The organism is Flavobacterium sp., assembly GCF_049240005.1.
Classification (GTDB): domain Bacteria; phylum Bacteroidota; class Bacteroidia; order Flavobacteriales; family Flavobacteriaceae; genus Flavobacterium.
Genome location: NZ_JBMLTK010000093.1, coordinates 1 through 26,516, shown reverse-complemented (window position 1 = coordinate 26,516; position 26,516 = coordinate 1). Strand labels below are relative to the sequence as shown.

At 41.2% G+C, this 26,516-nt stretch carries 18 protein-coding genes and 1 pseudogene; 7 read left to right on the top strand and 12 right to left on the bottom strand.

Features of this window, described 5'->3' with window-relative positions:
• A pseudogene (locus ACOVQQ_RS09600) lies at positions 1-321 on the bottom strand (penicillin-binding protein); the annotation flags it as partial.
• 256 nt (positions 322-577) lie between these two features.
• Here ACOVQQ_RS09600 and ACOVQQ_RS09595 point away from each other — a divergent pair.
• A complete protein-coding gene (locus ACOVQQ_RS09595; RefSeq protein ID WP_421818008.1) occupies positions 578-1,798 on the top strand; it encodes an NAD(P)-dependent oxidoreductase in 1,221 nt (406 codons plus the stop codon).
• Positions 1,799-2,226: 428 nt separating this feature from the next.
• Here ACOVQQ_RS09595 and ACOVQQ_RS09590 read toward each other — a convergent pair whose 3' ends face one another.
• Positions 2,227-5,148, bottom strand: a complete 2,922-nt coding sequence (locus tag ACOVQQ_RS09590) for a fibronectin type III domain-containing protein (protein ID WP_421818007.1) — start codon at positions 5,146-5,148, stop codon at positions 2,227-2,229.
• 148 nt (positions 5,149-5,296) lie between these two features.
• Here ACOVQQ_RS09590 and ACOVQQ_RS09585 point away from each other — a divergent pair, with 148 nt between their 5' ends.
• Both ACOVQQ_RS09585 and ACOVQQ_RS09580 read left to right on the top strand, forming a co-directional pair.
• Entirely contained in the window at positions 5,297-8,227 is a 2,931-nt protein-coding gene (locus ACOVQQ_RS09585) for a histidine kinase (protein ID WP_421818006.1), read from the top strand.
• Positions 8,227-8,985: a LytR/AlgR family response regulator transcription factor gene (locus tag ACOVQQ_RS09580; RefSeq protein ID WP_421818005.1), complete on the top strand. Its 759-nt coding sequence runs from the start codon at positions 8,227-8,229 to the stop codon at positions 8,983-8,985. Before ACOVQQ_RS09585 ends, ACOVQQ_RS09580 begins: the two co-directional genes overlap by 1 nt.
• Before the next feature lie 656 nt (positions 8,986-9,641).
• Here ACOVQQ_RS09580 and ACOVQQ_RS09575 read toward each other — a convergent pair.
• The 3 genes from ACOVQQ_RS09575 to ACOVQQ_RS09565 all read right to left on the bottom strand — a co-directional run bounded on the left by ACOVQQ_RS09575 (position 9,642) and on the right by ACOVQQ_RS09565 (position 12,648).
• Positions 9,642-10,595: a transketolase family protein gene (locus tag ACOVQQ_RS09575; protein WP_421818004.1), complete on the bottom strand. Its 954-nt coding sequence runs from the start codon at positions 10,593-10,595 to the stop codon at positions 9,642-9,644.
• A 1-nt stretch (position 10,596) separates the two neighbouring features.
• Positions 10,597-11,448, bottom strand: a complete 852-nt coding sequence (locus ACOVQQ_RS09570; RefSeq protein WP_421818003.1) for a transketolase — start codon at positions 11,446-11,448, stop codon at positions 10,597-10,599.
• 135 nt (positions 11,449-11,583) lie between these two features.
• A complete protein-coding gene (locus ACOVQQ_RS09565; RefSeq protein WP_421818002.1) occupies positions 11,584-12,648 on the bottom strand; it encodes a WD40/YVTN/BNR-like repeat-containing protein in 1,065 nt (354 codons plus the stop codon).
• A gap of 178 nt (positions 12,649-12,826) precedes the next feature.
• Here ACOVQQ_RS09565 and ACOVQQ_RS09560 point away from each other — a divergent pair, with 178 nt between their 5' ends.
• From ACOVQQ_RS09560 to ACOVQQ_RS09545, 4 genes are all read left to right on the top strand, one after another.
• The gene (locus ACOVQQ_RS09560) at positions 12,827-14,401 is read left to right on the top strand and encodes a hypothetical protein (protein WP_421818001.1); all 1,575 of its coding nucleotides are present in this window, start codon (positions 12,827-12,829) and stop codon (positions 14,399-14,401) included.
• Between the two features lie 10 nt (positions 14,402-14,411).
• The gene (locus ACOVQQ_RS09555; protein WP_094486857.1) at positions 14,412-14,936 is read left to right on the top strand and encodes a hypothetical protein; all 525 of its coding nucleotides are present in this window, start codon (positions 14,412-14,414) and stop codon (positions 14,934-14,936) included.
• Positions 14,937-15,184: 248 nt separating this feature from the next.
• A complete protein-coding gene (glgA, locus tag ACOVQQ_RS09550) occupies positions 15,185-16,408 on the top strand; it encodes a glycogen synthase (protein ID WP_421818000.1) in 1,224 nt (407 codons plus the stop codon).
• 32 nt (positions 16,409-16,440) lie between these two features.
• Positions 16,441-17,712, top strand: a complete 1,272-nt coding sequence (locus tag ACOVQQ_RS09545; protein WP_421817999.1) for a glucose-1-phosphate adenylyltransferase — start codon at positions 16,441-16,443, stop codon at positions 17,710-17,712.
• 619 nt (positions 17,713-18,331) lie between these two features.
• Here ACOVQQ_RS09545 and ACOVQQ_RS09540 read toward each other — a convergent pair.
• The 7 genes from ACOVQQ_RS09540 to ACOVQQ_RS09510 form a co-directional block, all read right to left on the bottom strand.
• Entirely contained in the window at positions 18,332-19,159 is an 828-nt protein-coding gene (locus ACOVQQ_RS09540) for a hypothetical protein (RefSeq protein WP_421817998.1), read from the bottom strand.
• A gap of 667 nt (positions 19,160-19,826) precedes the next feature.
• Positions 19,827-23,174 (bottom strand): preprotein translocase subunit SecA, encoded by a 3,348-nt coding sequence (gene secA, locus ACOVQQ_RS09535; RefSeq protein ID WP_421817997.1) that lies wholly within the window; start codon positions 23,172-23,174, stop codon positions 19,827-19,829.
• A 95-nt stretch (positions 23,175-23,269) separates the two neighbouring features.
• Positions 23,270-23,491, bottom strand: a complete 222-nt coding sequence (locus tag ACOVQQ_RS09530; protein ID WP_022828503.1) for a DUF2795 domain-containing protein — start codon at positions 23,489-23,491, stop codon at positions 23,270-23,272.
• Between the two features lie 133 nt (positions 23,492-23,624).
• Complete coding sequence (locus ACOVQQ_RS09525) at positions 23,625-24,194, bottom strand: cob(I)yrinic acid a,c-diamide adenosyltransferase (RefSeq protein ID WP_421817996.1); 570 nt, start codon at positions 24,192-24,194, stop codon at positions 23,625-23,627.
• Between the two features lies 1 nt (position 24,195).
• Positions 24,196-24,882 carry an ABC transporter ATP-binding protein gene (locus tag ACOVQQ_RS09520; protein WP_421817995.1) on the bottom strand — a complete coding sequence of 229 codons (687 nt, stop codon included), beginning with the start codon at positions 24,880-24,882 and terminating at the stop codon, positions 24,196-24,198.
• A 122-nt stretch (positions 24,883-25,004) separates the two neighbouring features.
• Positions 25,005-25,802, bottom strand: coding sequence for an O-methyltransferase (locus ACOVQQ_RS09515; protein WP_421817994.1), 798 nt, complete (start codon positions 25,800-25,802; stop codon positions 25,005-25,007).
• 42 nt (positions 25,803-25,844) lie between these two features.
• Entirely contained in the window at positions 25,845-26,246 is a 402-nt protein-coding gene (locus ACOVQQ_RS09510; RefSeq protein WP_421817993.1) for a hypothetical protein, read from the bottom strand.
• Positions 26,247-26,516: the final 270 nt, after the last annotated feature.

Below are 26,516 nucleotides of genomic sequence, written 5' to 3'. Positions count from 1 at the left end.
CACTTTAGAAACCGAAGCAATATGTATAGGTGTCTCGGCTTTTATCGAATCCCGACGCTCAAAACTTCCACAACCTTTATATGCTTCGTAAATTATCTGACCGTTCTTCGCTACTAAAAAAGCACCACTCACTTGATTAGATAACCAATATTTCTTAAAAAACTGATCAACTGCTGCAGCTTTCTCTTGTTTGTATTGTCTCGATAAAGTTCTGAATGCCACCTGAAAAGGTTGCTCATGATCCGAATTACTCAAACGATCACGCGCGTCTCCAACACAACTAGTCACTAAAACTAGCATCAACAATATTAAATACCTCATAGTACAGGGGAGTATGAGAGCAAATATAGCAGTCGAACCGCACTATTCACAGCTACTCGTGTTAATTTATGAACCAATGCTGGTTGAAATATTTTTACCATTGCTTGTGTTATGAAATAACGATGTTATATTTGTAACATATTAAATGGCTTTAGTTAGTATTTTATAAACTACAACGATTTCGTTAATTTTTTAAAAATACAGCAAAGTACTTTAAGCAACAACAACACAACTGTAATGAATTTTGAATACTGCTATGAAATTCGGAATTATTAAAGAACGAAAATCGCCGCCAGACAGACGTGCAGTCTTTAGTCCTGCGGCGCTCATCCAGCTTCGAGAACGCTATCCCGAACTCGAATTTGCTGTAGAATCTTCCGATATTCGTGTTTTTACCGACGAAGAATACCGCAACGCCGGCTTCGAAGTAACAACCGATTTATCCGACTGCGATGTGCTCTTTGGTGTGAAGGAAATCCCTGTCGACAACCTTCTGCCGAACAAAAAGTACTTTTTCTTTTCTCATACCATCAAAAAGCAAGCGCACAACCGCAAATTACTGCAAGCTGTTCTACAGAAAGACATCGATTTATACGACCACGAAACGCTGGTAAATGCCGAAAATAAACGCTTAATCGGCTTTGGTCGCTACGCCGGAATTGTAGGTGCGTACAATGGTTTACGCGCTTTTGGATTGAAATACGAATTATTCGAACTGCCAAAAGCCGAGTCGCTTTCCTGCAAACAAGCTCTAGAAGAACGCGTGAAGCGATTGGTTTTGCCAAACATTAAAATTGTACTCACCGGACACGGAAAAGTGGCAAACGGAATCGAAGAAGTCTTGCAAATGGCTAAGATTAAGAAAATTAGCGTTGCCGATTTCCTTACCAAACAGTACGACAAACCCGTTTACGTACAATTAGACGTAACCGATTACTACAAAAGAACTGACGGTAAAGACGCTACTAAAGCCGATTTTTACCAAAACCCAAAAATGTACACCTCTGATTTTGAGCGCTTTTCTAAAGTTTCAGACATGTACATGGCCGGACATTTTCATGCAACACAAAATCCGGAAATTCTCAGCCGAGAGCTGCTCAACGCTCCTACAAATAAGATCAAAGTAGTTGCCGATGTGTCTTGCGATGTCGACGGCCCGATTGCTTGTACAATAAAAGCCAGCACCATTGCCGATCCGTTTTTTGGATACTTGCCTTACACTGGCGAAGAAGTCGATTACAGACATCCGGGTGCCATAACAGTCATGTCTATCGATAATTTGCCCTGTGAATTGCCCAAAGACGCCACCGAAGGTTTTGGCGAAATGTTCATCGAAAACATCATCCCAGCCTTTTTTAACAACGATGCCGAAGAGATCTTGGCGCGCGCGCAAATTACTTCTAAAGGTTCATTAACGCAGCGTTTTCAATATCTGCAAGATTACGTAGACGAAGGCTGTGCACTCGAAAAGCACTAAAAATACCTCAAAAGCCGACTTTCGAGTCGGTTTTTTTATCAATTTCCTCAATCAAAATTAAAGTTAAGGAGAGCAAATTTTTGGAGTAATTTCTTCTAGAAGCTATTCCTGCTATTCGCTGCAAGTCCGCGGTTTGGCAAGGGTTTGCACAGCTTTTTTGTTTGGCTTCCGTTGGTCGCCAACAAAATACCGTGCGCACAACTCGCCAAACCTGTGGGCTTTTCGCTGCTATCAGGGCTATTTCACAATCGTTACCATCAAACGATTGTTCACAAACAACACGCGTAAACGTTTTCAAACTCGGATTAGTCCCGAGAATTCACTTCCATAATAATGTATCAACGTACTTTTTCAGCAACTTGTTCTTTTCATAAAAACGAAAAAGACCGCTCCCAAAGCGATCTTTCTCAGAAATAAAGAATAAAAAACTACTTTTTTAGTAAACGAGAGGTTAGGGTGCCGTTTTCTGTTTTAACTTCCACAAAATAAATACCAGCGGAATACGAACTCGTGGAGAAAACAGTTTCGGAATTGTTCGGTTGAAAAACCGCAAGCAACTGTCCGATTTGGTTATAAATTTTGATATTTTCAATGGTCTTGTCCGACATAATCGTAACTAAATCGGTCGTCGGATTTGGGAATAATTTGAAAACTTCGTAATCAACAGCTTCAACACTCAAATTCGTAGTACAGCTAACCGACTTAGTACGGAACGATGTGTCGGTTGCACAAAGTGAATTTTCATGCACAACGTATCGGATATTTCCGGAGTAATTCCCAGACAACCAAACTAATGGAGTTGTTCCTGAAGCTAATACAGCTGTATTATTTGCATTGGAAATGGTTATGAAATCTGTTGCAATCGTAGTCGAAAAAGTGTACTGACGGTTGGCCGAAGCAGTCAAAACCGAAAAATCTCCCGTAATAGCAAACTCTTCTACAATCTGACTCGTATTGTTACAAGTGGGTACTATCGTTTCCTGCGGATATTGAAAATAAAATGCCTGTGAACAATTCGTTGGAATCGGCGTTGTAAAACTGCCTCCGGCTACCCATGGCGATTTCGTCGCTCCACAGTTCGTTCGAACCCACCAATAATATGTTTTATTTGGCTCAATATTATTACCAGCATAAAAAGCCGAATTCGAGTTTATGTTAAAACTAGGTATGGTATTAATGGTCGGTGCAACGTTGTTCAAACGCACCAATACATCGAATGTATAACCCGCATCATTTTGTATCTGCCAGTTTAGCGTTGCGCTAATCGGACCTAACTCGCTCACTTGCAAATTAAATGGCGTTGGGCACGTGGTGTCGGCTGCTGTGGTAAAACTACTTGTCGATGTCCAATTGCTAAAGTTCGCTCCGCAATTCGCACGTATCCAATAGTAGTAGGTAGTGCTCGCCGAAAGATTGGTGATGGTTTTCGTTAATCCCGTGGCCGTTTCCTGCGGCACTGTATTGGAGGTTGGCGGTACCGAACTGGTACTGTAATAAATTTGATATCCGTTACTTGGAGTCGCGCTATTACTCCAATTTAGTGTCGCCGAATTAAATGTCACATTTGTTGGCGCAAGTGCGCTTGGAGTTTGACACGGACTAACCGGTGCCGGGCAACTAATTGTGGTACTTCGCGAAGCTAATGATACGCCACAAGTACTGTTCGTGTGCAAGTAAGAACGCACTATTCCACCGGTAGCTCCAACAACAATTTCCATTGGGGTTGTACCTTCTCCCAAAACTTGCGATCCATCATTGGTTGTTATTGTCCAATAATCTGTTGCTACAGAACTCGCTAAAATGTAAGTAGTATTGGCCGATAAATTAAGTACCGAATAAGATCCGGTAAAGGTTACCGCGGCAAGGGTCTGCGGACTTCCCGTACAGCTCGGACTTATTGTATTTGCGGGTATTTGTCCGTTTACAGCATTGGTACAAAAAGTTGTTGCAGTTGTTGTAAAACTACTTCCCGAACTCCAAACACTAGTTAACGAGTCGCAGATGCTCTGTACCCAAAAATAGTATGTTGTTTGTGGCGAAAGCGAATTTAAATCGACAATATTAGTAAATGTACTTCCTGTTGGCACGGTATTGTCGGTTGGCGGGGTTGGAGCGGTACTCACATAATACACGTAGCTTTCCAAAATGGCACTTTGAGGTGCTGTCCAGGAAATACTCGCTGAATTTGAAGTGACATTTGAAGCTTGCAGACCAAAAGGCACTGGGCACGTTGGAGTAGAAGGCGTTGTGAAAGAAATCGATGGAGTCCAATCACCTAAGTACACAATACAATTCGACCGAATCCACGCATAATAAGTGGTATTGCCTTGTAAATTCAAAAGCGGATAGGTCGTAACCAAACTACTCGTACTTGCAGTAGGAGTAGCAGTTAACAGCGGTGTTTCTGCGCTGGTACTCAAATAAATGTCGTAGCCTCCAATAGGCGTAACGCTTGATGCATCCCAATCCAATACAGCCGAAGTCGGCGTTACGGAACCTACACTTAATCCGGAAGGTGGCGCGCAGCTGCTTATCTCATCCTGACAGCTCACATATCGGTATCTAATCTCGCTATTATCTACTCCGCAATTTGCGCTGGAGTGTACATAAAATCGAACAAGCGAACCACTGGTATTATATGAATTCCAGTAAACCGTCCCTTGTCCGTGTGCGTAAATACTCATGTCTATTCCATTAAACTGAGCAACAGTGATGTAATCGGTAGGAATACTACTTTTAAAAGCATACGTTTTATTTGGAAGGATTGTAATTTTCGCATAAAAACTAGGACCAATCGGGAAATTTGTAATTTGCTGAAATCCAGTTCCGCAAGAAATTTCAATACTGTCCGAATTTACTTCTCCTGAGGGCGCATTTACACATTTATAAGGCAAAGTACTTACCGGACCACTACTAATCCACGGCCCAAATTGGCCATCGCAAATCGAACGAACCCAAAAATAATACGTAGTGTTTGCCTCTAATGAACCGTACGAAACTTCCGTAGAAAATGTTTCATTAGTTTCCAAGTTGCTCGTGGGTGGCGTATTGGATTGCGAAATGTCGTATTCATATCCTAAAGAAGGCGTTGGTGTAACTGCATTCCAACGAAAACCTAACTTATCGCTGTGCCGAATGTAAACTTCAATGTATTGAGGCGAAATACAACTGCTAGTCGATTGGTTGAGGAGCACATTTTGTGTCGCATGCTCTAAAGGCAACTCTGCGGCAACTGTATCGATTTCAATTTGATTGACTTCCGTTACTTGCGCAACAGTTTTCATGTGTATTGATAAAAGCAGCAACACCGCATAAAAACTCAATTTCGTAAAAAAGTACTTGTTCCGCATAGGATAAAAGTTAGAGAATATAATTACCCAAAAGTAGCTTCAATACCTACCCGCAATCGTACCACATATTACATTTTTTTCACAACCACGCACGCGCCGTAAAAGCTACAACTGAATCCGGTACATTTGCCAGTAAGGTCTCAAGTACATGCGAATCATTTTTAATTGGTTTTGGTTTTTAATAACGGGTGTCTCTTTCGCTCAAACACTTCATTTTGAGGCTATATCCACAAATTTCGATCTTCCATCTAAAGAGTGTTACAATATTGTAAAAGACTCAAAAGGATTTTTGTGGTGGAGCAGCGAACAAGGTTTAAGTGTGTTTAACGGTTCAAAAATCAAAGTTTTTAATCGACAAAACGGTCTAGAAGATAAGGCCTCGTACGCACTTGCCGAAGACACCCAAAACCGCCTGTGGATTTACGGTGCCAACCGCACAATTTATTTCCATAAAAACGGAAAAATCCATAAAGCTCCTTTCAGTGATTTCATAAAAGCTAAAACAAGTTCTTTCGAAACACCCTACAGTTTAGATGTTACAAATAAAGGCAAAATACTAGTAATCAATACCAATAAGAGCACTTTTGAAGTCGACCTTCAGACCTACAAAGTTTCATCCTTTTCAAATTATACTTCTTACAACTTTGTCGCTTTCCAAAAAACCAACGAAACCATAACACTCAAGTCGTCTTTTGCTCACAATCCCGCTTCAAAAAACTCCCGTACCGTTGGCATAGTTGATAAGAACAACAAACTAATTCAAACAATCGATCTCACTAAAAGCAGCAACGAATTAATCAGCTCCCGTCCTGTCGTTACCCAAAAAGGCAACAACACTTATTTTGCCATCGACACGTATCTGGTTGTTCTCACGGGAAAGTCCGTATCACTGATCAAGAAATTTCCGCAGCGAATCTTGTCGATTTCTATCGATAAGCAAAATAATTTTTGGATTGGAATGCGAAAAAAAGGACTGTTTCTTTACAAAAATTCCGATCTCAATTCGATGCCTACGTGCGCTCTGACAGACTTATCGGTGTCGGGCATTCTAGTTGACGAAAATCAGGAAGTTTGGTGTACTACTTTAGAAAAAGGTGTGTTTCGGTGCCGAAATGCAAATTTTAAATGGCTGTCTGGTAGTCCCGAAAATTCGCAAACTTATGAGATTTTAAAAACGGTTGGTAACCGCATGTTTACGGCAAATAATCCAAAATCGATTGTTGAACTAAACAACTACAGGCAAATTTCCTACACTATTCCCGGATCCTTTTCTGAAATGTTCCGAGATATCGTCCGCCATAACGATAAATGGTATATCGCAAGTCACCAATACATTGCTGTAACCGATTCTAAATTCTCAAAGATCAAACTGCTTCAAACCAATTCAGGTTCCAATCAAAATGCACTTAGTTTACATTTGGTCGATAAACAGTTATACTTCTTAAACATCCGATTCCTTGGTAAAATAAAAGGCACAGCGCTCGACACCGTAGCAACATTTCCGTTTAAGATTAGAAGCGGCTGCCACCTTGAAGGAAACAAATGGTTATTGGCATCGTCTGATTTGTTGTGCATATTAGACAGTAAAACGGGCAAAACTAAGCAAATCGCTAAAATGCCCGATCCAGTTACCTGCGTGTACTCCGATTCTAAAAATCGATTCTGGATTGCAACAAAAGGAAGCGGCCTCTACAAATTTCAAAACAATTCCATACAAAAATATGTGTGCAACGGCCTCGAAGATGCGCTGTACATTTCCGATATAAAACAGCATCCCGACAATTTTCTGTGGCTTTCGACTCATGCAGGTATTTACAGGTTTGATCCAGATAAACTCTTACCTCGTGTCGAAAAAATCACCAAAGAACAAGGATTTATCAGCAACGAAATTTATAGCACGGCATTCAATCACGGACTTTACTATGCCGCAACTTCCGAAGGTTTGTGTAGTTTCACTCCAGAGATTTTTAAAACCGAAAAAACGAAACCCCTACTCTACTTTTCCGAGTTGCTCATCGACGGTAAAAGGCAAAATTTAAACTCTTTGCAAAAAGAAGTTCCCTATGGCATCAGTACTTTGTATTTTAAATTCGATGTTGTCGATTATCAAAATTCAAACCGATATTTGCGCTATCAACTATCTGGAACCCAATCTAAAAACCGCTTGTCTTCAACCGACTATGTCTCGTTAGATAATTTAAAACCAGGCAAATATCAATTCAAAGTATGGGTTCCTGCAACTTCGCGAAACCAAGCGAGCCGTGCACTAGTAATCGACTTTGAAATAGCAAAGCCTTTTTGGCAGCAGCTCGGTTTCATAATCTTTTTTATTGTTCTCGGTTTGGTAGCAATCACGCTGTTATTTCGCTTTTTGTTGAACCGATACAAGCAGAAAGAACGCGAAAAAACACAGCTTCACAAACTTATTGCAGAAAGCAAACTAGCTGCGATTCAGGCGCAAATGAATCCACATTTTATTTTTAATGCCATTAACGCCATTCAAAATTACGTGCTCAACAACGAATCGGATTTGGCATACGATTACCTAACGCAATTCAGTAAGCTGATTCGCAAGGTTTTGCAAAACAATCAATCGCGCTTGCTACCCATTTCCGATGAGCTGGAAACACTCAAATTGTACGTAAGTTTAGAACAACTTCGGTTTGAACAAGCCTTTGAATATGAGGTTATTATCGATAAAAATGTCGACATCTTCCAAACATTAATTCCACCGATGCTTATCCAACCGTACATCGAAAATGCAATTTGGCATGGAATTATGGCCAAGCCAAAGCAAACGAAAGGCCGTATCACTGTAGAATTTCTCACAACTACCGAGATGCTGCTTATAAAAATCAGTGATAACGGCGTGGGTCGCGAGGCATCACAGCAGCTAAAACGCAGTAATAATCACCAGTCTTTAGGCATGTCTATCTCCTCTGCACGACTCGAAATGGTGCAACGATTGTACGAAACAAAAGCCATTTCTATTGAAGTTACCGACCTTAGTGAGAACGGTCAAATTAATGGTACGTTAGTGCAAATTAGTATTCCCGTTGAATTAACACTTGATTCCTGATGAGTAAGTTGCGTTGTTATATCGTTGATGATGAGAGAAGTGGCAGAGAGTTGCTCGGAAAGTTATTAGTTTCGGTTTCCGATGCCGTTGAAATAGTTGGCACTGCTGCCGATATCGAACAGGCATTTAATGAACTGTCGGAAACAGAAATCGATTTGTTGTTTTTAGACATTCAAATGCCTAAAGGAAACGGCTTCTCGCTACTAAAAAAGTTCGAAAATCAGTTGCCTTTTGATGTAATTTTTGTGACCAGCTACCAAGAATACGCCATCCAAGCCATAAAAAGCAGTGCTTTGGATTATCTGTTGAAACCGGTCGATCGTCAGGAATTGTCCGAAGCATTGTTGCGAGCGCAAAATCTAATTCAATCGCGCGAAACCAGCAGACAGCAGTTCGAAAATCTGTTTAAAAATCTAGAAAACGAAAGCAGCTCCAAAAAAATTGCCATCCACCATAACGATACTGTGGTATTTATTCCCGAAAATGAGATGGAGTTTATTGCGGCCGCCGGGCGTTATTGCAGCATCAATACCAGCTCGGGCGCAACCTACACCACGGCGCGAAGTTTGAAAGAAATGGAAGAAATGCTTTCTAAAAATTATTTCATGCGAATTAGCCACTCGCAACTGGTTAATTGTCTGTATATCAAAAGTTACAGTAAGGGCGATCCGTGCTTTTTGGAACTCAATTCCGGGAAAACCTTCGAAATTTCACGGCGTCGCAAACACGAAATCTTGCAAAAATTGAAAAGTCAGTAATTGTAAACCTCAGTTCGATTTAAAAATTGAAGTTAGAAAACAGATAAATCAAGGCAGATTTGTTCTGGGATACTGTAGTATCGCAAAAAAATCTAACAAAGTAGGCAACCGTTTATCTTTTTAGCATAGAAACTGTTCATTTCTATTACTCTTTATTTCATAATTTGTTCATTTAAAGCATTCTAACAAATATTTTTAATCGAACTACGGTTGTATTTTTATAAAGCTATTCCTGCTATTCGCTGCAAGTCCGCGGTTTGGCAAGGGTTTGCACAGGTATGGTGTGCGGCTTCCGTTGGTCGCCACCAAAATACCGTGCGCACAGCTTGCCAAACCTGTGGGCTTTTCGCTGCTATCAGGGCTACTCCCGCCCTAACCGCAACCACAGTTCAACGAAAAATCGCTTAAAAATCAACGTTGATAGAATAACTCATCAAAAAGACCGCTCGAATCATGAACGATCTTTTGGTAACGATTGCCCGCAGCCGCGACTGCAACGGAAAGCGCGCAAAGAAAAAGCCGCAACAGCCTCTAGCTTTTTTGTGGCGACCAACGGAAGCCCAAAAACGACGTAAGTATGTGTGACTTTTTGTTCCCGATAGCTATCGGGATGAAGAGCAAGGCGCGAAATGCTGCCCTAAAAATGCAACTTAAACTTATTTTCTTGCGATAACTTTTTTGGCTTTTGCCACAATCGATTCGGCGTTTAAACCGTACTTTTCCATCAATTGTTCGGGTGTGCCACTTTCGCCAAAGCTGTCGTTTACCGCTACAAACTCTTGCGGACGTGGGTTATTCAGTGCCAAAACGCGCGAAACGCTTTCGCCCAAACCACCTAAAAAGTTGTGCTCTTCGGCAGTGACTATACAGCCTGTTTTTGCAACCGATTGCAAGATGGCCTCCTCGTCTAACGGCTTAATTGTGTGGATGTTCAACACATCTGCCGAAATTCCTTCAGCTTCGAGGGCTTCAGCGGCTAAAAGCGCTTCCCAAACCAAATGCCCGGTAGCTACAATCGTAACGTCGGTTCCTTCTTGCAAATGCACGGCTTTTCCAATCACAAACGGCTCATCAGCAGGCATAAAATTCGGAACCACTGGGCGCCCGAAACGCAAATAAACCGGTCCGTGGTGGTCGGCAATGGCCAAAGTAGCCGCTTTGGTTTGGTTGTAATCGCAGGTATTAATAACAGTCATGCCCGGAAGCATTTTCATCAAACCAATATCTTCTAAAATCTGGTGTGTAGCGCCGTCTTCGCCCAACGTTAAACCGGCGTGCGACGCACATATTTTCACATTCTTATCCGAATAGGCCACCGACTGACGAATTTGATCGTACACGCGTCCGGTAGAAAAGTTAGCAAAAGTTCCCGTAAACGGAATTTTACCGCCAATGGTTAAACCGGCCGCAATTCCAATCATATTCGCTTCGGCAATACCCACTTGAAAAAATCGGTCGGGATGATTCTTTTTAAAATCGTCCATTTTCAACGAACCGATTAAGTCGGCACAGAGCGCAACCACATTCGGGTTTTTAAGTCCAAGTTCCGTTAAACCGGCGCCAAATCCTGAGCGCGTGTCTTTACTTCCCGTGTTTGTATATTTTTTCATGCTAGTAATCGGTTTCTTGAGTAGTGGTGTTTTGTGCCAAAGCGGCTTCTAATTGCGCATCGTTTGGCGCTTTTCCGTGCCATGCGTGCGTGTGCATCATGTAATCAACGCCGTGACCCATTTCGGTATGCAATAACACACAAACGGGTTTTCCTTTTCCGGTAAGCGATTTGGCTTCGTTCATGCCGGAAATAATTGCGTCGAGGTTGTTACCCTCTTTAATGTCGATTACCGTCCAATCGAAGGCTTCGAACTTAGCGCGCAAGCTTCCCATAGCCAATACTTCGTCGGTCGATCCGTCGATTTGCTTTCCGTTTAAATCGATCGTAGCAATTAAGTTGTCTACGTGTTTAGCCGAAGCATACATGATTGCTTCCCAATTCTGACCTTCCTGCAATTCGCCATCGCCGTGCAGCGAGTACACCAATTTGCTGTCGCCGTTTAATTTCTTCGCTTGTGCAGCACCAATGGCTACCGATAAACCTTGTCCTAACGAACCCGAAGCAATTCGCACACCCGGAAGTTTTTCGTGTGTAGTTGGATGTCCTTGCAAACGAGAGTTAATGTGTCGGAACGTGGCTAATTCGGAAACGGGAAAGTATCCTGAACGCGCTAAAACGCTGTAGAACACCGGCGAAATGTGTCCGTTTGATAAGAAAAAAATGTCTTCGCATACGCCATTCATATCGAATGTTTCTTTGCGATCCATGATGTTTTGGTACAGAGCTACGAAAAATTCGGTACAGCCGAGTGATCCGCCGGGATGCCCAGAATTTACCGCGTGTACCATGCGCAGGATGTCGCGACGAACCTGAATGCATAGGTCTTGGAGTTGTTGTGTGTTTCGCTTCATAAGCTAATTTGAGTTAGAAGCGGCAAAGATAAAAAACTGACTAGCAGAATTGAGAATATTTATCATGCAGTTGTTCACAGTTTAATATGCTTTCGCAGAGGAGCATTCGGCTAGCAAAATTCGGTTTACGACCAATTATTCTTCCGTCCATTTAAAAACATTCACGCCAATAGCATAGCCGTACACTTTGTTGGCGCTGTTGCGGTAGATGCGAATTTTGTTACAGGCGCGACCTAGATCGATTTTCGTCCAGGTTTTTCCACCGTCTTTGGTTTCGAAACCGCTGTTCATGCTGCCAACAAAACCGTGATTGGCATCGATAAATCCAATTCCAAATTCGCGCGCACCGGCATCTTCAATGAGATTGATTTCCGACCACGTTTCGCCGCCGTCGGTTGTTTTGGCGATACGTTGTTGCTTGACGTTTGGATCGGGATTATACGATTGTATCGTTATGTAACCCACTTGCGGCGTCGGAAAAGTTACTTTCCAGGTAGTTTCGAACGGTCGTGCCGATTGGTATACTTTTTTCCATGAATTGCCGCCATCGGTTGTTTTGAGGATTACGGCATGGGATTGCGAAATATCGTCGCTGCTGGCGGCACAGGCAAATCCAAGGTTTTTATTCAACATTTTAATATCGAACAGCATTTTACAATCGTTTTGAAGCGATTTCGATTGCCAAGTTTCCCCACCGTCGTGCGAAACGAGCAGGTTTGCAGGGCTTCCGACACGGCCCACAGCAAAAAGATGGTATTTGTAGTCGATGTTTCCGTGGTTGATGTATTGCTCTTTAACCACATCGATGGCGCATAATCCTTTCACATACGGAACTTTGTAGGATACAGCTTCCCAAGATGTACCTCCGTCGCGTGTTCGATAGAGTGGAATGGTGTCGGTTACGTTTGGAAAATACTCGGTACCCACAGTTCCGACAAAACCCACCTGATCGTTGATAAAAGCAACGGTTCTAAAAAAGCTGCCTTTTTGTTCCCATTGTTTGGTCCAGGTTTCGCCGCCGTTACTGGTGTGAAAAACCTTTCCAAATCCGTTTACATACCAGCCGGTATTTTCATTGATGAAGCAAATATCGTCTTGTTTACCTGCGTACGGTTCGGTGTTGAGTTGCTTCCAGCTTTGTGCGTTTGCGTTCAATAAGAACCCAGAAAATACTAGTAAAAAGGCAATGAGAGATCTCATAGTAGATGTTTTATTTTTAAAATATTAAATTAATTAATAAAAATGTTAGGTACGATAATTATTTGCTATTTTAGCATATCATATTCAACTATTTATAATGAATATTATACTTTATTAAAGTGATTAAATTATTTAAATAAATACACTGCTCTGCAAACATATTTTCAATCTTTATTTTATGGCTAAAATTATCCGCTTTATCTGTTTATTTGCCATCATTTTACAATTCTCTTGTTCCGTTGATAATGATATTATTAGAGAAGATGAGGCACAGTTTATGATCCGACGTATGGATTTTTCATCACTTTCGCTATTTCCCAAAGCTAAGACAACCGTAGGGAAATTTCCTGAATTAAACCAGATGCTTTTACAAAATGAGTACCAACAAAGAAACGCCATTAATACTGGATTTGGTTTTAGCATAGATACAGATGATTTTTTGTTTATCGGAACAGACGAAAAACACTCTTTAACATTTAAAGTTATACGATCGGAAGCTGAAAACAGCTCCAAGACAGAAAATTTAGTGCTTAAAAAGTTGGATAACGGCGAGTATGCAACCTTTTTGCTTAGATACGATTTATCGGATGATGATAAAAACAACCTTTTGAATGGGCTGCCTGTAGATGGAATGGATGGTAAAACCGAGATCTCATACTTGAATGAGGCACAGCAAAGATTCACAACATTCATAAGTGTAAACTGCGTCAATAACTATTTATATAGCGATTACCAAGAATTTGAACTGCCTGATGGCCGTATTGGTTGGGTAAATGTTGATTATTTTAGCATAGATTGCACATGGACAGTTCAAACAATAGGAATTGCAGATAACGAGGTAGGCGGCAACAGTGGCGGTGGCACACCTGCTCCGCCTGGAAGTGTTGGAGGCGGAAGTTCTGGAGGCGGCAGTTCCGGAAACACTAGTCCGCCATCGTCGAGCGGTAGCACTGGTGGTGGCGGCAATACTCCCTCAGACAACAACCCGACGGATGCAACTAATGTGATTAATGACGAAAACAACCCGATTCAAACGCTTCCCTTGATTAATGATTTTACGCGCGACTGTAATTTAGTAAAAAAAGTAAACTCCATAAATCCGGCGTTCAAGCAAAAACTTTTGAACATTGCAAGCCCTGCAAGTTTAAACCTCAATTATGAACAAGGCGTTTTACTTATGAAAGATAATCCAACTCCTGTTGATATTGCGGGTTTGCCAAATGCTTATGGGATTAATATTACAGTACCAGCAGGAAAGTTGATGTTCTTGGCGCATAACCACCCTGACGACAATACATATTCGGTTTTTTCGCTTGCTGATTTAGCTGGAATTGCACGAATGCTAAGGCAAGGTCGAATTTCGGTAAATAATTTTGTTGCGTATTTGGCAACTAAAAAAGGAACCTATTTAGCGATAACTATTTCCGACCCAGAGAAATTGGTAAATTTGTTGTATTCGCGAACTTTCAATGATGACGGTACAGATATACCGGCTGATCAATGGCCAAAAATTGTAGAATCAGAAAAGAATTTTGATTACTTATACAAGCGTTATTGGAAAACCGAAAACCCGTCGAGACTAATTCAAGAAACCGATACAGATAACGAAAATGTTTTGACACAGTTTTTAAAATTTTTGCGCGATGCCGATGCTGGAGTAAACCTATTTGAGACCGATGCGACATTTTCTAACTTTAAAAAGCTGAATTTAACTAATAATAACGAAATCGACCGAACACAAGTTTGTCCTTAATCCTAATCTTATGAAGTCGAATATATTTTTTTTACTAATACTAGGTTTTGTTTGTTCACTAACCGTTTATTCCCAAACCAATGACCCCGTCAATGCGCCGTTTGTAGGAACGTGGAACTATCAAAATGGAAATCAGATTTTTCAATTAATTATATGGGAGGATCCAGAGCCAGATCTTAACGATGGCAGTTATTGCTTGAGGGGACATTACAAAATGATTGACCTGTCTAGCGGTAATCCTACTGTAATTTACAAATCTGACAGCGACGCGCCTGTAGGCTTGAAGTGGCCAAGTGCTTTTATAGGTCACGTATTCAGCGGTAATATTTTTGGCGCTACCTTTCATGAGATCCACTCGGGAAGCTCTTTTCTTTATGGTGACTTAAGTATTAGATTACTTGATGTTTGCCCAACTTGTCCAGCGAAAATTTCATTCAATCTTGTAAAGGAAAAAGGGATAAGATTTTACGATGTTGGCGAGCCTATTATTAGCGATTTTGTTGTGCCCAATAACATTGAATTAACAAAACAGTAAAAGTGAGTGTTTCCTTTGGTAATGTTTTAGCGTCTTTTATTTTGGTGAGTCTATAAAATATTTTTCGTTTTGTTGATTTTTCAATGAGTCGTTAGTAGCGACCTTTAGTAACAAAAATTCAAATGCTTGTCGAATTCGCTAAAAATTGCGTTTAATTTTGAATGTTGAGTTAATATATAGGTTGAAATATCTGTAATATCTAAATTTATTTGCAATTTTAGGGAATTGAAATTAACTCAACTTTTTGCATGAAAGTAGCGCTTTTTACGAATGAATTTCCACCACACATTTACGGTGGCGCTGGCGTACACGTCGATTTTCTCTGTCAGGAATTATTAGCTCACGCAGAAGTAGAAGTTCGTTGTTTTGGAGATCAGAACGAAAGTAGCGAACAACTGCATGTACAGGGCATCGAAGCCAATAACGAAATACTACAATCAGCTGCTTTTCAAGCGAAGTTATTTCAACATTTAATTCGAAACATTGATATCTCCGCCGCTACACCAACGGCAGACGTCATACACTGTCATACATGGTACACTCATTTAGCCGGCGTTTTTTCCAGACAATTATTACAAGTGCCGTTGATTCTTACAACTCACAGTTTGGAATCGCAACGACCCTGGAAAGTCGAGCAACTCGGAAACGGCTATTTTCTTTCACGTTGGATTGAGCAACATGCCTACCAGACAGCCGATGGGATTATTGCCGTTAGCCAGCAAATGAAACGCGATGTTGTTGATTCATATCAGGTAAATCCCGATAAAGTCACGGTAATTCACAACGGTATTGATCCCGATTTTTATGCACCTACCTCCGACGATTCGTTGCTGGAGCGCTATGGCATCAATCCCAACATTCCGTTTGTACTTTTTGTAGGGCGCATTACTCGTCAGAAAGGTATTTCTCAACTCATAGCTGCAGCTCATCATTTTGATGCGAATTGCCAAATAGTGCTTTGTGCCGGCGCTCCCGATACGCCAGAAATAGCGCAAGAAACCGAGCAGTTGATTGCCGAGTTGCAGCAAGCACGGCCAGGTGTTATTCTTATTTCAGAAATGCTACCGCGCGAGCAGGTTCGTGTTTTGTACAGCAAGGCGCGCGTTTTTGCGTGTCCGTCTTTATACGAGCCGTTTGGCATAATTAATTTGGAAGCACTTTCGTGCGAAACTCCCGTTGTAGCTAGCGCGGTTGGAGGAATTCCCGAAATATTGACCGAAGGAGAAACGGGCTTTTTAATTCCGTTGGAGCCGGTTTCAAAGTCGGATTTTTATCCCAAGGATCCGGCGGCTTTTCAACGTGCTTTTGCAGAAAAGGTGAATGAGCTACTGCGCGACGAATCCAAAGCAATTGCGATGGGAAAAGCGGGTCGAAAACGCGTAATCGATCACTTTAGTTGGCGCGCTATCGCAAAACAAACTTTCGATTTTTATCGTTCCGTGCAAGCAAATTTTAAACCGGAACAAGCTTAATCTAGACAAACCTCAAAACAAAATACATTTTCATGAATACAAGTACTTTAGCTATAATTTTAGGTGGCGGACAAGGTTCTCGATTATATCCTTTAACCGAAACACGTTCGAAGCCAGCAGTTCCGATTGCCGGAAAATATCGTTTGGTTGATATTCCGATTTCCAACTGCATCAATTCGGATATCAAACGTATGTTCGTTTTAACGCAGTTTAACTCGGCATCGTTAAACCAGCATATCAAAAACACCTATCATTTCAGCCATTTTAGTACTGCTTTTGTGGATATTTTGGCCGCAGAACAAACGCCCGACAATCCGACCTGGTTTCAAGGAACTGCCGATGCGGTGCGCCAGTGCATGAACCACTTTTTAAATCACCAATTCGATTATGCACTAATTCTTTCAGGAGATCAGCTCTATCAAATGGATTTCAACCAAATGATTAAAGCACATCACGAAAGCGGCGCCGAGATTTCGATTGCTACCTTACCTGTTACGTCTAAAGAAGCACCCGAATTCGGAATTCTAAAAACCGATGCCCAAAGTTGGATTACTTCGTTTATTGAAAAGCCAGACGCATCGTTGTTACCGGAGTGGACGTCGGATGTTAGCGCTGAATCGGCTGCTGCGGGCAAGCACTACTTGGCGTCTATGGGTATTTATATCTTTAACAGACAGTTACTTATCGATTTAATGTCGAATCCGAACACGAAAGATTTTGGCAAGGAAATCATTCCGCAATCTATCGGTAAACACAGAGTTTTGAGCTATCAATACGAAGGTTATTGGACCGATATTGGAAACATCGAATCGTTTTTCGAAGCAAATTTGGGATTAACAGACGATATTCCGCAGTTTAATTTATTCGATAATTCACAGAAAATTTACACCCGTGCTCGTGTACTTCCGCCTTCGAAAATTACTGGCGCAACTACTATCGATAGGTCTGTGGTGGCAGAAGGTTGTATCATTAATGGTGCTGCGATCAAGCATTCGGTTGTCGGCATTCGGAGTCGGATTGGTTACGGTACTTCTATTTCCAATTCGTACCTGATGGGTAACGATTATTATCAAAATCTGGAAGAAATCCGACAAAACGTTGAAAAGCAAATCATCAACATCGGCATCGGTACGAACTGTGTTTTGAACAACACAATCATCGATAAAAACTGCCGCATCGGAAATGGCGTTGTTTTGAACGGCGGTCCGCATTTACCAAACCAAAATACGCCCTTATTTGCCGTAAAGGAAGGCATTATTGTGGTTAAAAAAGGTGCGATTCTACCGGATGGGTTTGTGGTTTAGGGTTTAGAGATTGTGAGATTTAAAGATTTCGAGATTTCGAGATTTCGAGATTGAAAGATTAAAAGATTGAAAGATTTAAAGATTGAAAGATTTAAAGATGGTTCGTTAAACTACGATTTCATGCTACTAAATCTTTGTAGTTAAAAGTCGAGGCTTTAGTGGTTGTTGCGCTAATACGGGAGTCAGTTGCGTAGCCTCATTATGTAATCTATCTGACTATGTGGTCAACTGTAAATCAAGAAGCAATGTAAAATATGTGCCTATGTGATCAACAGAAAATTAAGAAACGCGGTAACCTATGTGCCTATGTGGTCAGCAGTAAATAGAGAAGCGACGTAAGATATGTGCCTATGTGTCAACCGTAAATCAAGAAACGTGGTAACCTATGTGCCTATGTGGTCACCCGTAAATCAAGAAATACCGTAAACTATGTGCCTATGTGGTCAGCAGTAAATAAAGAAGCGACGTAAGATATGTACCTGTATGGTCTACGAACCCAGGTGCATTGAAGACTAAAAACTATTCGCTTAGATTTTCTGAATATTTTATTTCTGACAGTCGAGTAGTTTGCGAGAAAATATATTATTCAACAAGTAATTCGTTACTGGAATACCACAGCTTAATTGGTCAATGTTGATGTTTGAACCATACTCTGTTTGGATTTAATGCTAAAATCAATTTCCTTATCTTTAATATCCAGACTGATCTCAGTGTTCGATTCATGTTTGGTAATGTAGAAATTCTTAGTATCGTAAGTCATTTTACCAGTTCCTTTTCCTACAGCTTGTATCGAGTCTATCGCTCCCGAGTTAATTTTATAGGTAATCTGAATATCAAAATTTGCAAAATTATTTGTGATACTAATTAACTTATAATCTGCAACAACATCCATTATCGCTTCTGCTGGTCCACCAGGTATCGAAATCGGCATAGACTGCGAAAATGTATCACCAACTTTAATTCGTTTTTCCGGAATATCAATTTGTAAGAACAGGTCACGAGTCACATCTAAGAGCGCTTTCTTTGTACTTTCGTCATAACTAATTCCTGACAAAGAATCGAGTTTTGGAAGTCCACTTTCTGCACAATTTCCGTAAAACACAAGCCCTTTTGGCAATACGCTTTTACCTCCGTCACTTTCCGAAACGTCGGTAACTTCAATTTGAATGGGAAATTCTTTTCCGCCTTTGATCTTCCCTGTGCGGAAAACAGTTTTTATTGTCGAATTTTGATCTAACGTCATGGGATTCTCCATACCACTTTCCTTTAAGTCAGCTAAAATTTCTTCCGACCCTCCGTAAGTAAAAATATTTTGAGAAGTAAGCTGTATCGTATTGCTGTAGGTAGCTTGCGGTTTGTACTGAATTTTAAATAATACCTCATTCTTAGTTTGTCCGAATGCCCAGACTTGTAATAATAAAAACGCAATCAAGAAACTCTTTTTCATATCTAACTATCTAAAATTATTATTTGAAATTCAATAACACTTTTTTTACAACTGCTATTGACCTTTTGTTAGGGTTCTACTTTCTAAAAAACACAGCAATTTAAAACAACTTCGCTAAAATCCTAAATTGAAATTAAAGAAGTTAAAATCAAATATATAAATAAATTAAAATTCATTTAGATATTTCTTATTGTTATGATTTTCAATTTTTTATGAATAAAATTTAAATTTTTATCACTTTGTAAAGTGGTGTTTTTAATTGGAGAATAACTATTTAAAAAAACTTACTTATAGATGGAACGTACAATTCCTGAAAAGAAGTTAAAAAGTGAATCGATAAAAAGAATTTTACACGATCAAACTACTGGCCAATTACACAAGTATTCTGAAAAAGTAGAACTATCACATGAGTTATTAATTCCCTAAGAAAACCATCTTACTGATTTTTCTCGCACATTTGAATCAACAAGTCTATCTCAGTGCACAAATGGTTCAGCCGTAGCGATTGAGAAAGTAGTAAACGATTGCTACGCCAACGATTGCCGCGCCAACGATTGAGCCGATACCCCACAGGCGGTGTAGCGCAGCGGAACTCGCCGAGGAGTAAAGGCGAAAGCGTGCCCGGGCGCCCAAAAAAAATCTGCTTTTTACAGCAGATTTCTTTTAACTATGCTAAAACCCATTCACCGGATTGCAGTAGCGACTCGGCTTTTTTGTACTTCATCGTTTCGGTTTTCCCACTCAAAACGTGTTTAATGGTAACCGTATCATTACGATTGATTTTCGGCGTTTCCCGAACTATCGTTTCAGTTACTTGTTTGGGTTGGGTTTGCGCTGCTTCGCGATTCTGAGCTGCTGCCTGATCGCTATTCGGAATTTCGTCTTTCGAAGTTTGGTAATTTTCCTTCTGCTTTACTTCTCGTGCTTCCTGAATTTGTGGTGCATTTTGCTGCGGTAAGTCGCCTTTAAACAAGAACGATATCACGTCGCGATTCACGCCATTCAACATATTGCTAAACAACTTAAACGCTTCAAATTTGTAAATCAACAACGGATCTTTTTGTTCGTGAACGGCCAATTGCACCGATTGTTTCAGCTCGTCCATTTTGCGCAAGTGCTTTTTCCAAGCTTCATCAACAATAGCTAAAGTGATGTTCTTTTCGAAATCCGTAATCAGTTGCTTGCCGCGCGATTCGTAGGCTTTCTTCAAATCGGTTACTACGTTTAGCGTTTTCACACCATCGGTAAACGGAACCACAATGCGCTCGAATTTGTTTCCTTCGTTTTCGAAAACGCCTGCAATAATCGGAAATGCTTGCTCGGCGCTGTTTGCTGTTTTTGTTTCGTAAAAATCTAAAACCGACTTATAAACGGTATTCGTTAAATCGTTTGCCGATTGTTTGTTGAAATCGGCTTCAATTACGGGCGACTCAATCGAGAAATAACGGAACAATTCGAATTCGAAATTCTTGAAATCGCCTGCTGCTTTCGCTTGATCTACCAACAATTCGCAGGTATCGTAAATCATATTGGCGATATCTACTTTCAAACGCTCACCTTCTAAAGCATGACGGCGGCGTTTGTATACCACTTCGCGTTGTGCGTTCATTACATCGTCGTATTCCAACAAACGTTTACGTACACCAAAGTTGTTCTCTTCTACTTTTTTCTGCGCGCGTTCAATCGATTTGGTCATCATCGAATGCTGAATTACTTCGCCTTCTTTCAAGCCCATACGATCCATGATTTTTGCCACACGATCCGAACCAAACAAACGCATCAAATTATCTTCAAGCGAAACGTAAAATTGCGAACTTCCGACATCTCCTTGACGACCTGCACGACCTCGTAATTGACGGTCGACACGTCTAGAATCGTGACGTTCGGTACCAATAATCGCCAAACCACCAGCGGCTTTAACTTCTGGAGTTAGCTTAATGTCGGTACCACGACCCGCCATGTTCGTTGCAATAGTTACTACGCCAGGTTTACCCGCTTCTTCTACAATTTGCGCTTCTTGCTTGTGCATTTTCGCGTTCAAAACGTTGTGATTCACACCACGCATCTTTAACATTCGCGAAAGCAATTCGGAAATTTCTACGGAAGTGGTACCAATAAGTACCGGACGACCTGCCTCTGAAAGCTTGGTAACATCTTCGATAACAGCATTGAATTTCTCGCGTACCGAGCGGTAAATCAAATCTTCGTGATCGACACGTGCAATCGGACGGTTGGTTGGAATTTCCACCACATCTAGTTTATAGATTTCGAAAAGCTCGCCCGCTTCGGTAACGGCAGTACCCGTCATACCCGCCAATTTGCTGTACATACGGAAGTAGTTTTGCAAAGTAATGGTTGCAAAAGTTTGCGTAGCTGCTTCGATTTTTACGTTTTCTTTAGCTTCGATCGCTTGGTGTAAACCATCGCTGTAACGACGACCGTCCATGATACGACCGGTTTGCTCATCTACAATCAAAATTTTATTGTCGATGATCACGTATTCTACATCTTTTTCAAACAAAGTGTAGGCTTTCAACAACTGTGTTAAAGTGTGAATACGCTCACTTTTCTGAGCAAATTCATTGAAAAGCTGTTCTTTAGCTTCGATTTCGGCTTCTTTAGGCAATTTTGCCTGTTCGATTTTCGCGATTTCCGTTCCCATGTCTGGAAGTACAAAGAAATCCGAATCGGTGTCGCCAGAAAGAGCTTTGATACCGCCTTCGGTGAGTTCTACCGAATTATTTTTCTCTTCAATCACAAAATACAAAGCTTCATCTACTTTGGGCATCTCGCGATTGTTGTCTTGCATGTATTGGTTTTCGGTTTTTTGAAGAAGCTGTTTTACGCCGTCTTCACTCAAAAACTTAATCAATGCTTTATTTTTAGGCATGGCACGGTGTGCGCGAAGTAAGTTGAAACCACCGTCTTTGGTGTTTCCTTCTTTGATGAGCTTCTTCGCTTCGGCCAAGAAACCGTTTGAAATTTGTCGTTGTAAATTAACGAGTTGCTCTACTTTTGGTTTAAGCTCGTTGAATTCGTGACGATCGCCTTGCGGCACCGGACCTGAAATAATCAAAGGTGTACGTGCGTCGTCAATCAAAACCGAGTCGACCTCATCGACAATCGCGTAGTTGTGTTTGCGTTGCACGAGTTCGGCTGGCGTGTGCGCCATGTTGTCGCGCAGGTAATCGAAACCAAATTCGTTGTTGGTTCCGTAAGTGATATCCGCTTCATAAGCTTTTCGACGACCATCTGAATTCGGTTGGTGGTTATCGATACAATCTACAGTTAATCCGTGGAATTCAAATAAAGGAGCTTTCCACGAGCTATCACGTTTAGCAAGGTAGTCGTTTACGGTTACTAAGTGTACGCCTTTACCCGGAAGTGCGTTTAGGTAAAGCGGCAAAGTTGCAACAAGCGTTTTACCTTCACCGGTTTGCATTTCGGCAACATTACCTTGATGCAAGGCCACACCACCAATGAGCTGCACGTCGTAGTGAATCATGTCCCAGGTGATTTGCTTCCCAGCGGCATTCCACGAATTGGCATAAATAGCTTTATCGCCTTCAAGTGTAATGTATGGTTTTACGGCTGCTAACTCGCGATCTTTTGCGGTAGCAGTAACTTCAATCGAGGTATTTTCTTTGAATCGACGCGCCGTTTCCTTTACAACAGCGAATGCTTCCGGTAGGATATTGAGCAATACTTTTTCGGTAGCATCGTATGCCTCTTTTTCGAGACGATCGATTTCCAAGTAAAGTGATTCTTTCTGATCGATATCCGAAGTAACTTCAATTTCTTGGAGTAGTTTGGCAATTTTCTCGTCTTGCGCTTTTCTACCTTCTTTAATTATTTCTTTGAAAGCGGCTGTTTTAGCGCGCAGTTCGTCGTTCGATAAAGCTTGTAAAGCCGGTTCGAATGTTTTTATTTTAGTGATGTAAGGCTGTATGGCTTTGATATCTTTTTGAGATTTATCGCCAACAAACACCTTTAGAATACTACTGATAAGACTCATATCTTTGATTCTTTAGTTGCTGAAAAATTGTGTGCAAATTTATGCAAAAAAAAAGCCTCTACTTGAGAGACTTTTATGCTTTTGAGTGATTTCTTCTAATACTCATCCTCGTTCCAAAGATAATCTTCGTCGGTCGGATAGTCAGGCCAAATTTCCTCCATTGATTCGTAGATTTCACCTTCATCTTCGATTGATTGAAGATTTTCTACGACCTCTAGCGGAGCTCCGGCACGAATCGCATAGTCAATCAACTCGTCTTTTGTTGCCGGCCATGGAGCATCGCTCAAATAGGAAGCAAGTTCTAACGTCCAGTACATTTTGTTGTCTAATTAGGTTTATGCAAAAATATATTTTTTACTAAAATTTCAAAGTAAAAAACACTTTAATTTCAATTTGATAAGAACATAGTGTTTACGCGGGATTATCGAAATAATTTTAAGAAAAAATCAATTACTTTCTCGGTATCCACTTCACTTCAACCGCGTTTAGCTCCTTGGTCAACATCCGTGCCAAAACAAACAGATAGTCAGATAAACGATTTAAATACATAATCGCCATCGGTTCAATAGGCTCTTCATGTCCTAAATGTACTGCCAAACGTTCGGCTCTGCGACAAACGCAACGCGCTATATGACAAAATGACACCGTTTGATGCCCGCCCGGCAACACAAAATGCGTCATAGGCTCCAAGCTGTCTTCCATACGATCGATCTCCTTTTCCAGAAAATCGATGTCGGTTTGTTGCAATCCTAAATTCTGTAATCGTCGCTCACCGTTTTTCAAAAACTCTTTCTCTTGCGGCGTAGCTAAAATAGCACCCACCGTAAATAAACGATCCTGAATTTCGATAAGTGTTTGTTTGTGAATGTCTGAAATAGCTTGATCGCGAATCAAACCAATGTACGAATTCAATTCATCGACCGTTCCGTAGCTATCAATTCGAATGTGGTCTTTTGGAACGCGAGTTCCGCCAAAAAGTGCCGTGGTTCCTCCGTCGCCGGTTTTTGTATATACTTTCATTTTAAGAATTCTTGTTATCCGATTCAATAATTCCATCGCGCAAACGAATTACGCGGTGTGCGTAAGCGGCAATGTCTTCTTCATGCGTTACCAAAATAACGGTATTGCCGTTTTGGTGAATTTCGTCGAAAAGCTTCATGATTTCGACGCTCGTTTTCGAATCTAAATTTCCCGTTGGTTCATCGGCTAAGATAATCGACGGCTTGTTTACCAGCGCTCGTGCAATTGCGACACGTTGCCGCTGACCGCCCGAAAGCTGATTGGGTTGGTGATCCATCCGATCGCCAAGATTTACCTGTTCCAAAACTTCTTTGGCACGAGTGCTGCGTTCGGCCTTTCCGTAGCCGGCGTAAATCATCGGAAGCGCCACGTTATCTAAAGCTGTGGTTCGCGGCAACAAGTTAAAGGTTTGAAATACGAAACCAATTTCTTTGTTGCGAATTTCGGCCAAATCATCGTCGCGCATTTTGCTTACGTCTTGTCCGTTCAAAATGTACGAACCCGATGTGGGCGTATCAAGACAACCCAATAAGTTCATTAAGGTCGATTTCCCGGAGCCCGATGGACCCATAAGCGCCACGTATTCACCCTGATTTATCGTTAAATCGATTCCTTTTAAAACACGTATCGTTTCTGCGCCCAGCGCAAAATCGCGTTTAATCGACTTGAGTTTAATTAATTCTTTCAAAACTTCTTTTTAAGGTAAGTAGCAAAAATAGCGCAGTTGTTACAACGAAAACATTTTAACTCGCTGCGTTTAACCTTCGACTTTGGTAAAGGTATTGTTTTTTAGAAATGGGTGCCTGCTTTTTAAAATCCCCACTGGGTTCGATCAAAAAAGAACGGCGGGCGAATCACAAAATGTTCTTTGTGCGGTCGAGGCTCAAAAAACACCATCCCCCAACGGAACGTATCTATAGAAAGTGTTACTCGAGCATCATTACGAATAACTTCCCAAGCGCGTTGCATGTTGGCGCTGTAGTAAATATCGTCGAAAATCCAAACCGATTTAGCATGTGCGGTTGGCAACAGCGTGTTGAAATACGAAATTGTGGGTTCGTATTGGTGATTGCCGTCGAAGAAAATCAAATCGAATTTGTGGTCGTTTATCGTGGGAAGAATCGCCTCGAATGTGCCGTTTGTAAACTGAATTCGATCCGAATAATCGGCAAGTAAATCTTTCGCTACGGCTTGGGTATTCGCACAACCTTCGATGGTTTGAACACGCACATTTGCTGCTGCTAAAGCTACCGTAGCTTTTCCGACAGAGGTTCCGATTTCCAGGGCATTTTCGATGTTAAAATAGCGCGCCAATCGGTACAACAGTTGCTGACGGTAAGGCGTAATTCCAGCAACGGCGGCCATATCGCACACACGTCGCTGTTTCGGATGCATCGTTTTCGACTTTGCACCGTGGTCGGTAACACAAATAAGTTGTTTATTGGCAGCTAATTGGCGGTTGGCATCGGCGAAGGTTTGGTATGCTTCGTACGGCGCGCGATCGTTAAAACAATTTTCAACAAACTGATACACAAAAGGCGAATGCACGCCATGCCGATTCTTTGATCGAAGTAAAAATTGCAGGTATGCTTTGATTTGAAAAATCATGCCGCGAAGGTACGGAAACATGAGCGCAAAGGCAGCATCGTGTTACGACCTTGGTCGGCTTAAAGTAACAACCTTCCCATCAGGAGCTACTAACTTTAGTTCTTTTTTTCCAGCAAATTGCATTCGAAACGTGCCATTTAACGACTGTAAAATTGAATTTTGAATTTCAACAATAATGGCTAAATGTCCAGACTTTAGCTCCCAAGTGAAACTAGCTTTCGTTTTTAGATCTACATCTTTAATGATTCCCGTATGATCCGGCTGAAACGTAATAAGGATTTCATCTTTCAATCCGGAGGTTACATTTCTGAAAATATTGCCTGAAACATGCTCCGTTTGGGCAACATTCTCAAACTTCCACACACCCAAAAGCTTCTTTTCTTTGGAAGTTTCGGGCGAAACAAGCAGGCTCAAAGCCATACAACAAACCAACAGATATTTCATATTTTTAAAGACATTTTCAGCGCATTCATTTCCAAATTTACGTCAATTATTGTTCCCACTGGCACACCAATTCTTCCTGATTTCGTGGATGTTTTTGTACGGTAAGTTGAAAGCTGTTTTATTTGGGCGGCAAACCGGCTGTACGTTTCAAGTTTGCAAACAAACCGCTGCTCAAAGCACCAAACGGCAAGAGCTCTCGTTGTCGCTTTGCCGTTTGGGTTTTCGCGGCGCTTTTTATTGCAAAGCTTTCCACTGCCATCCGGGCCGCGG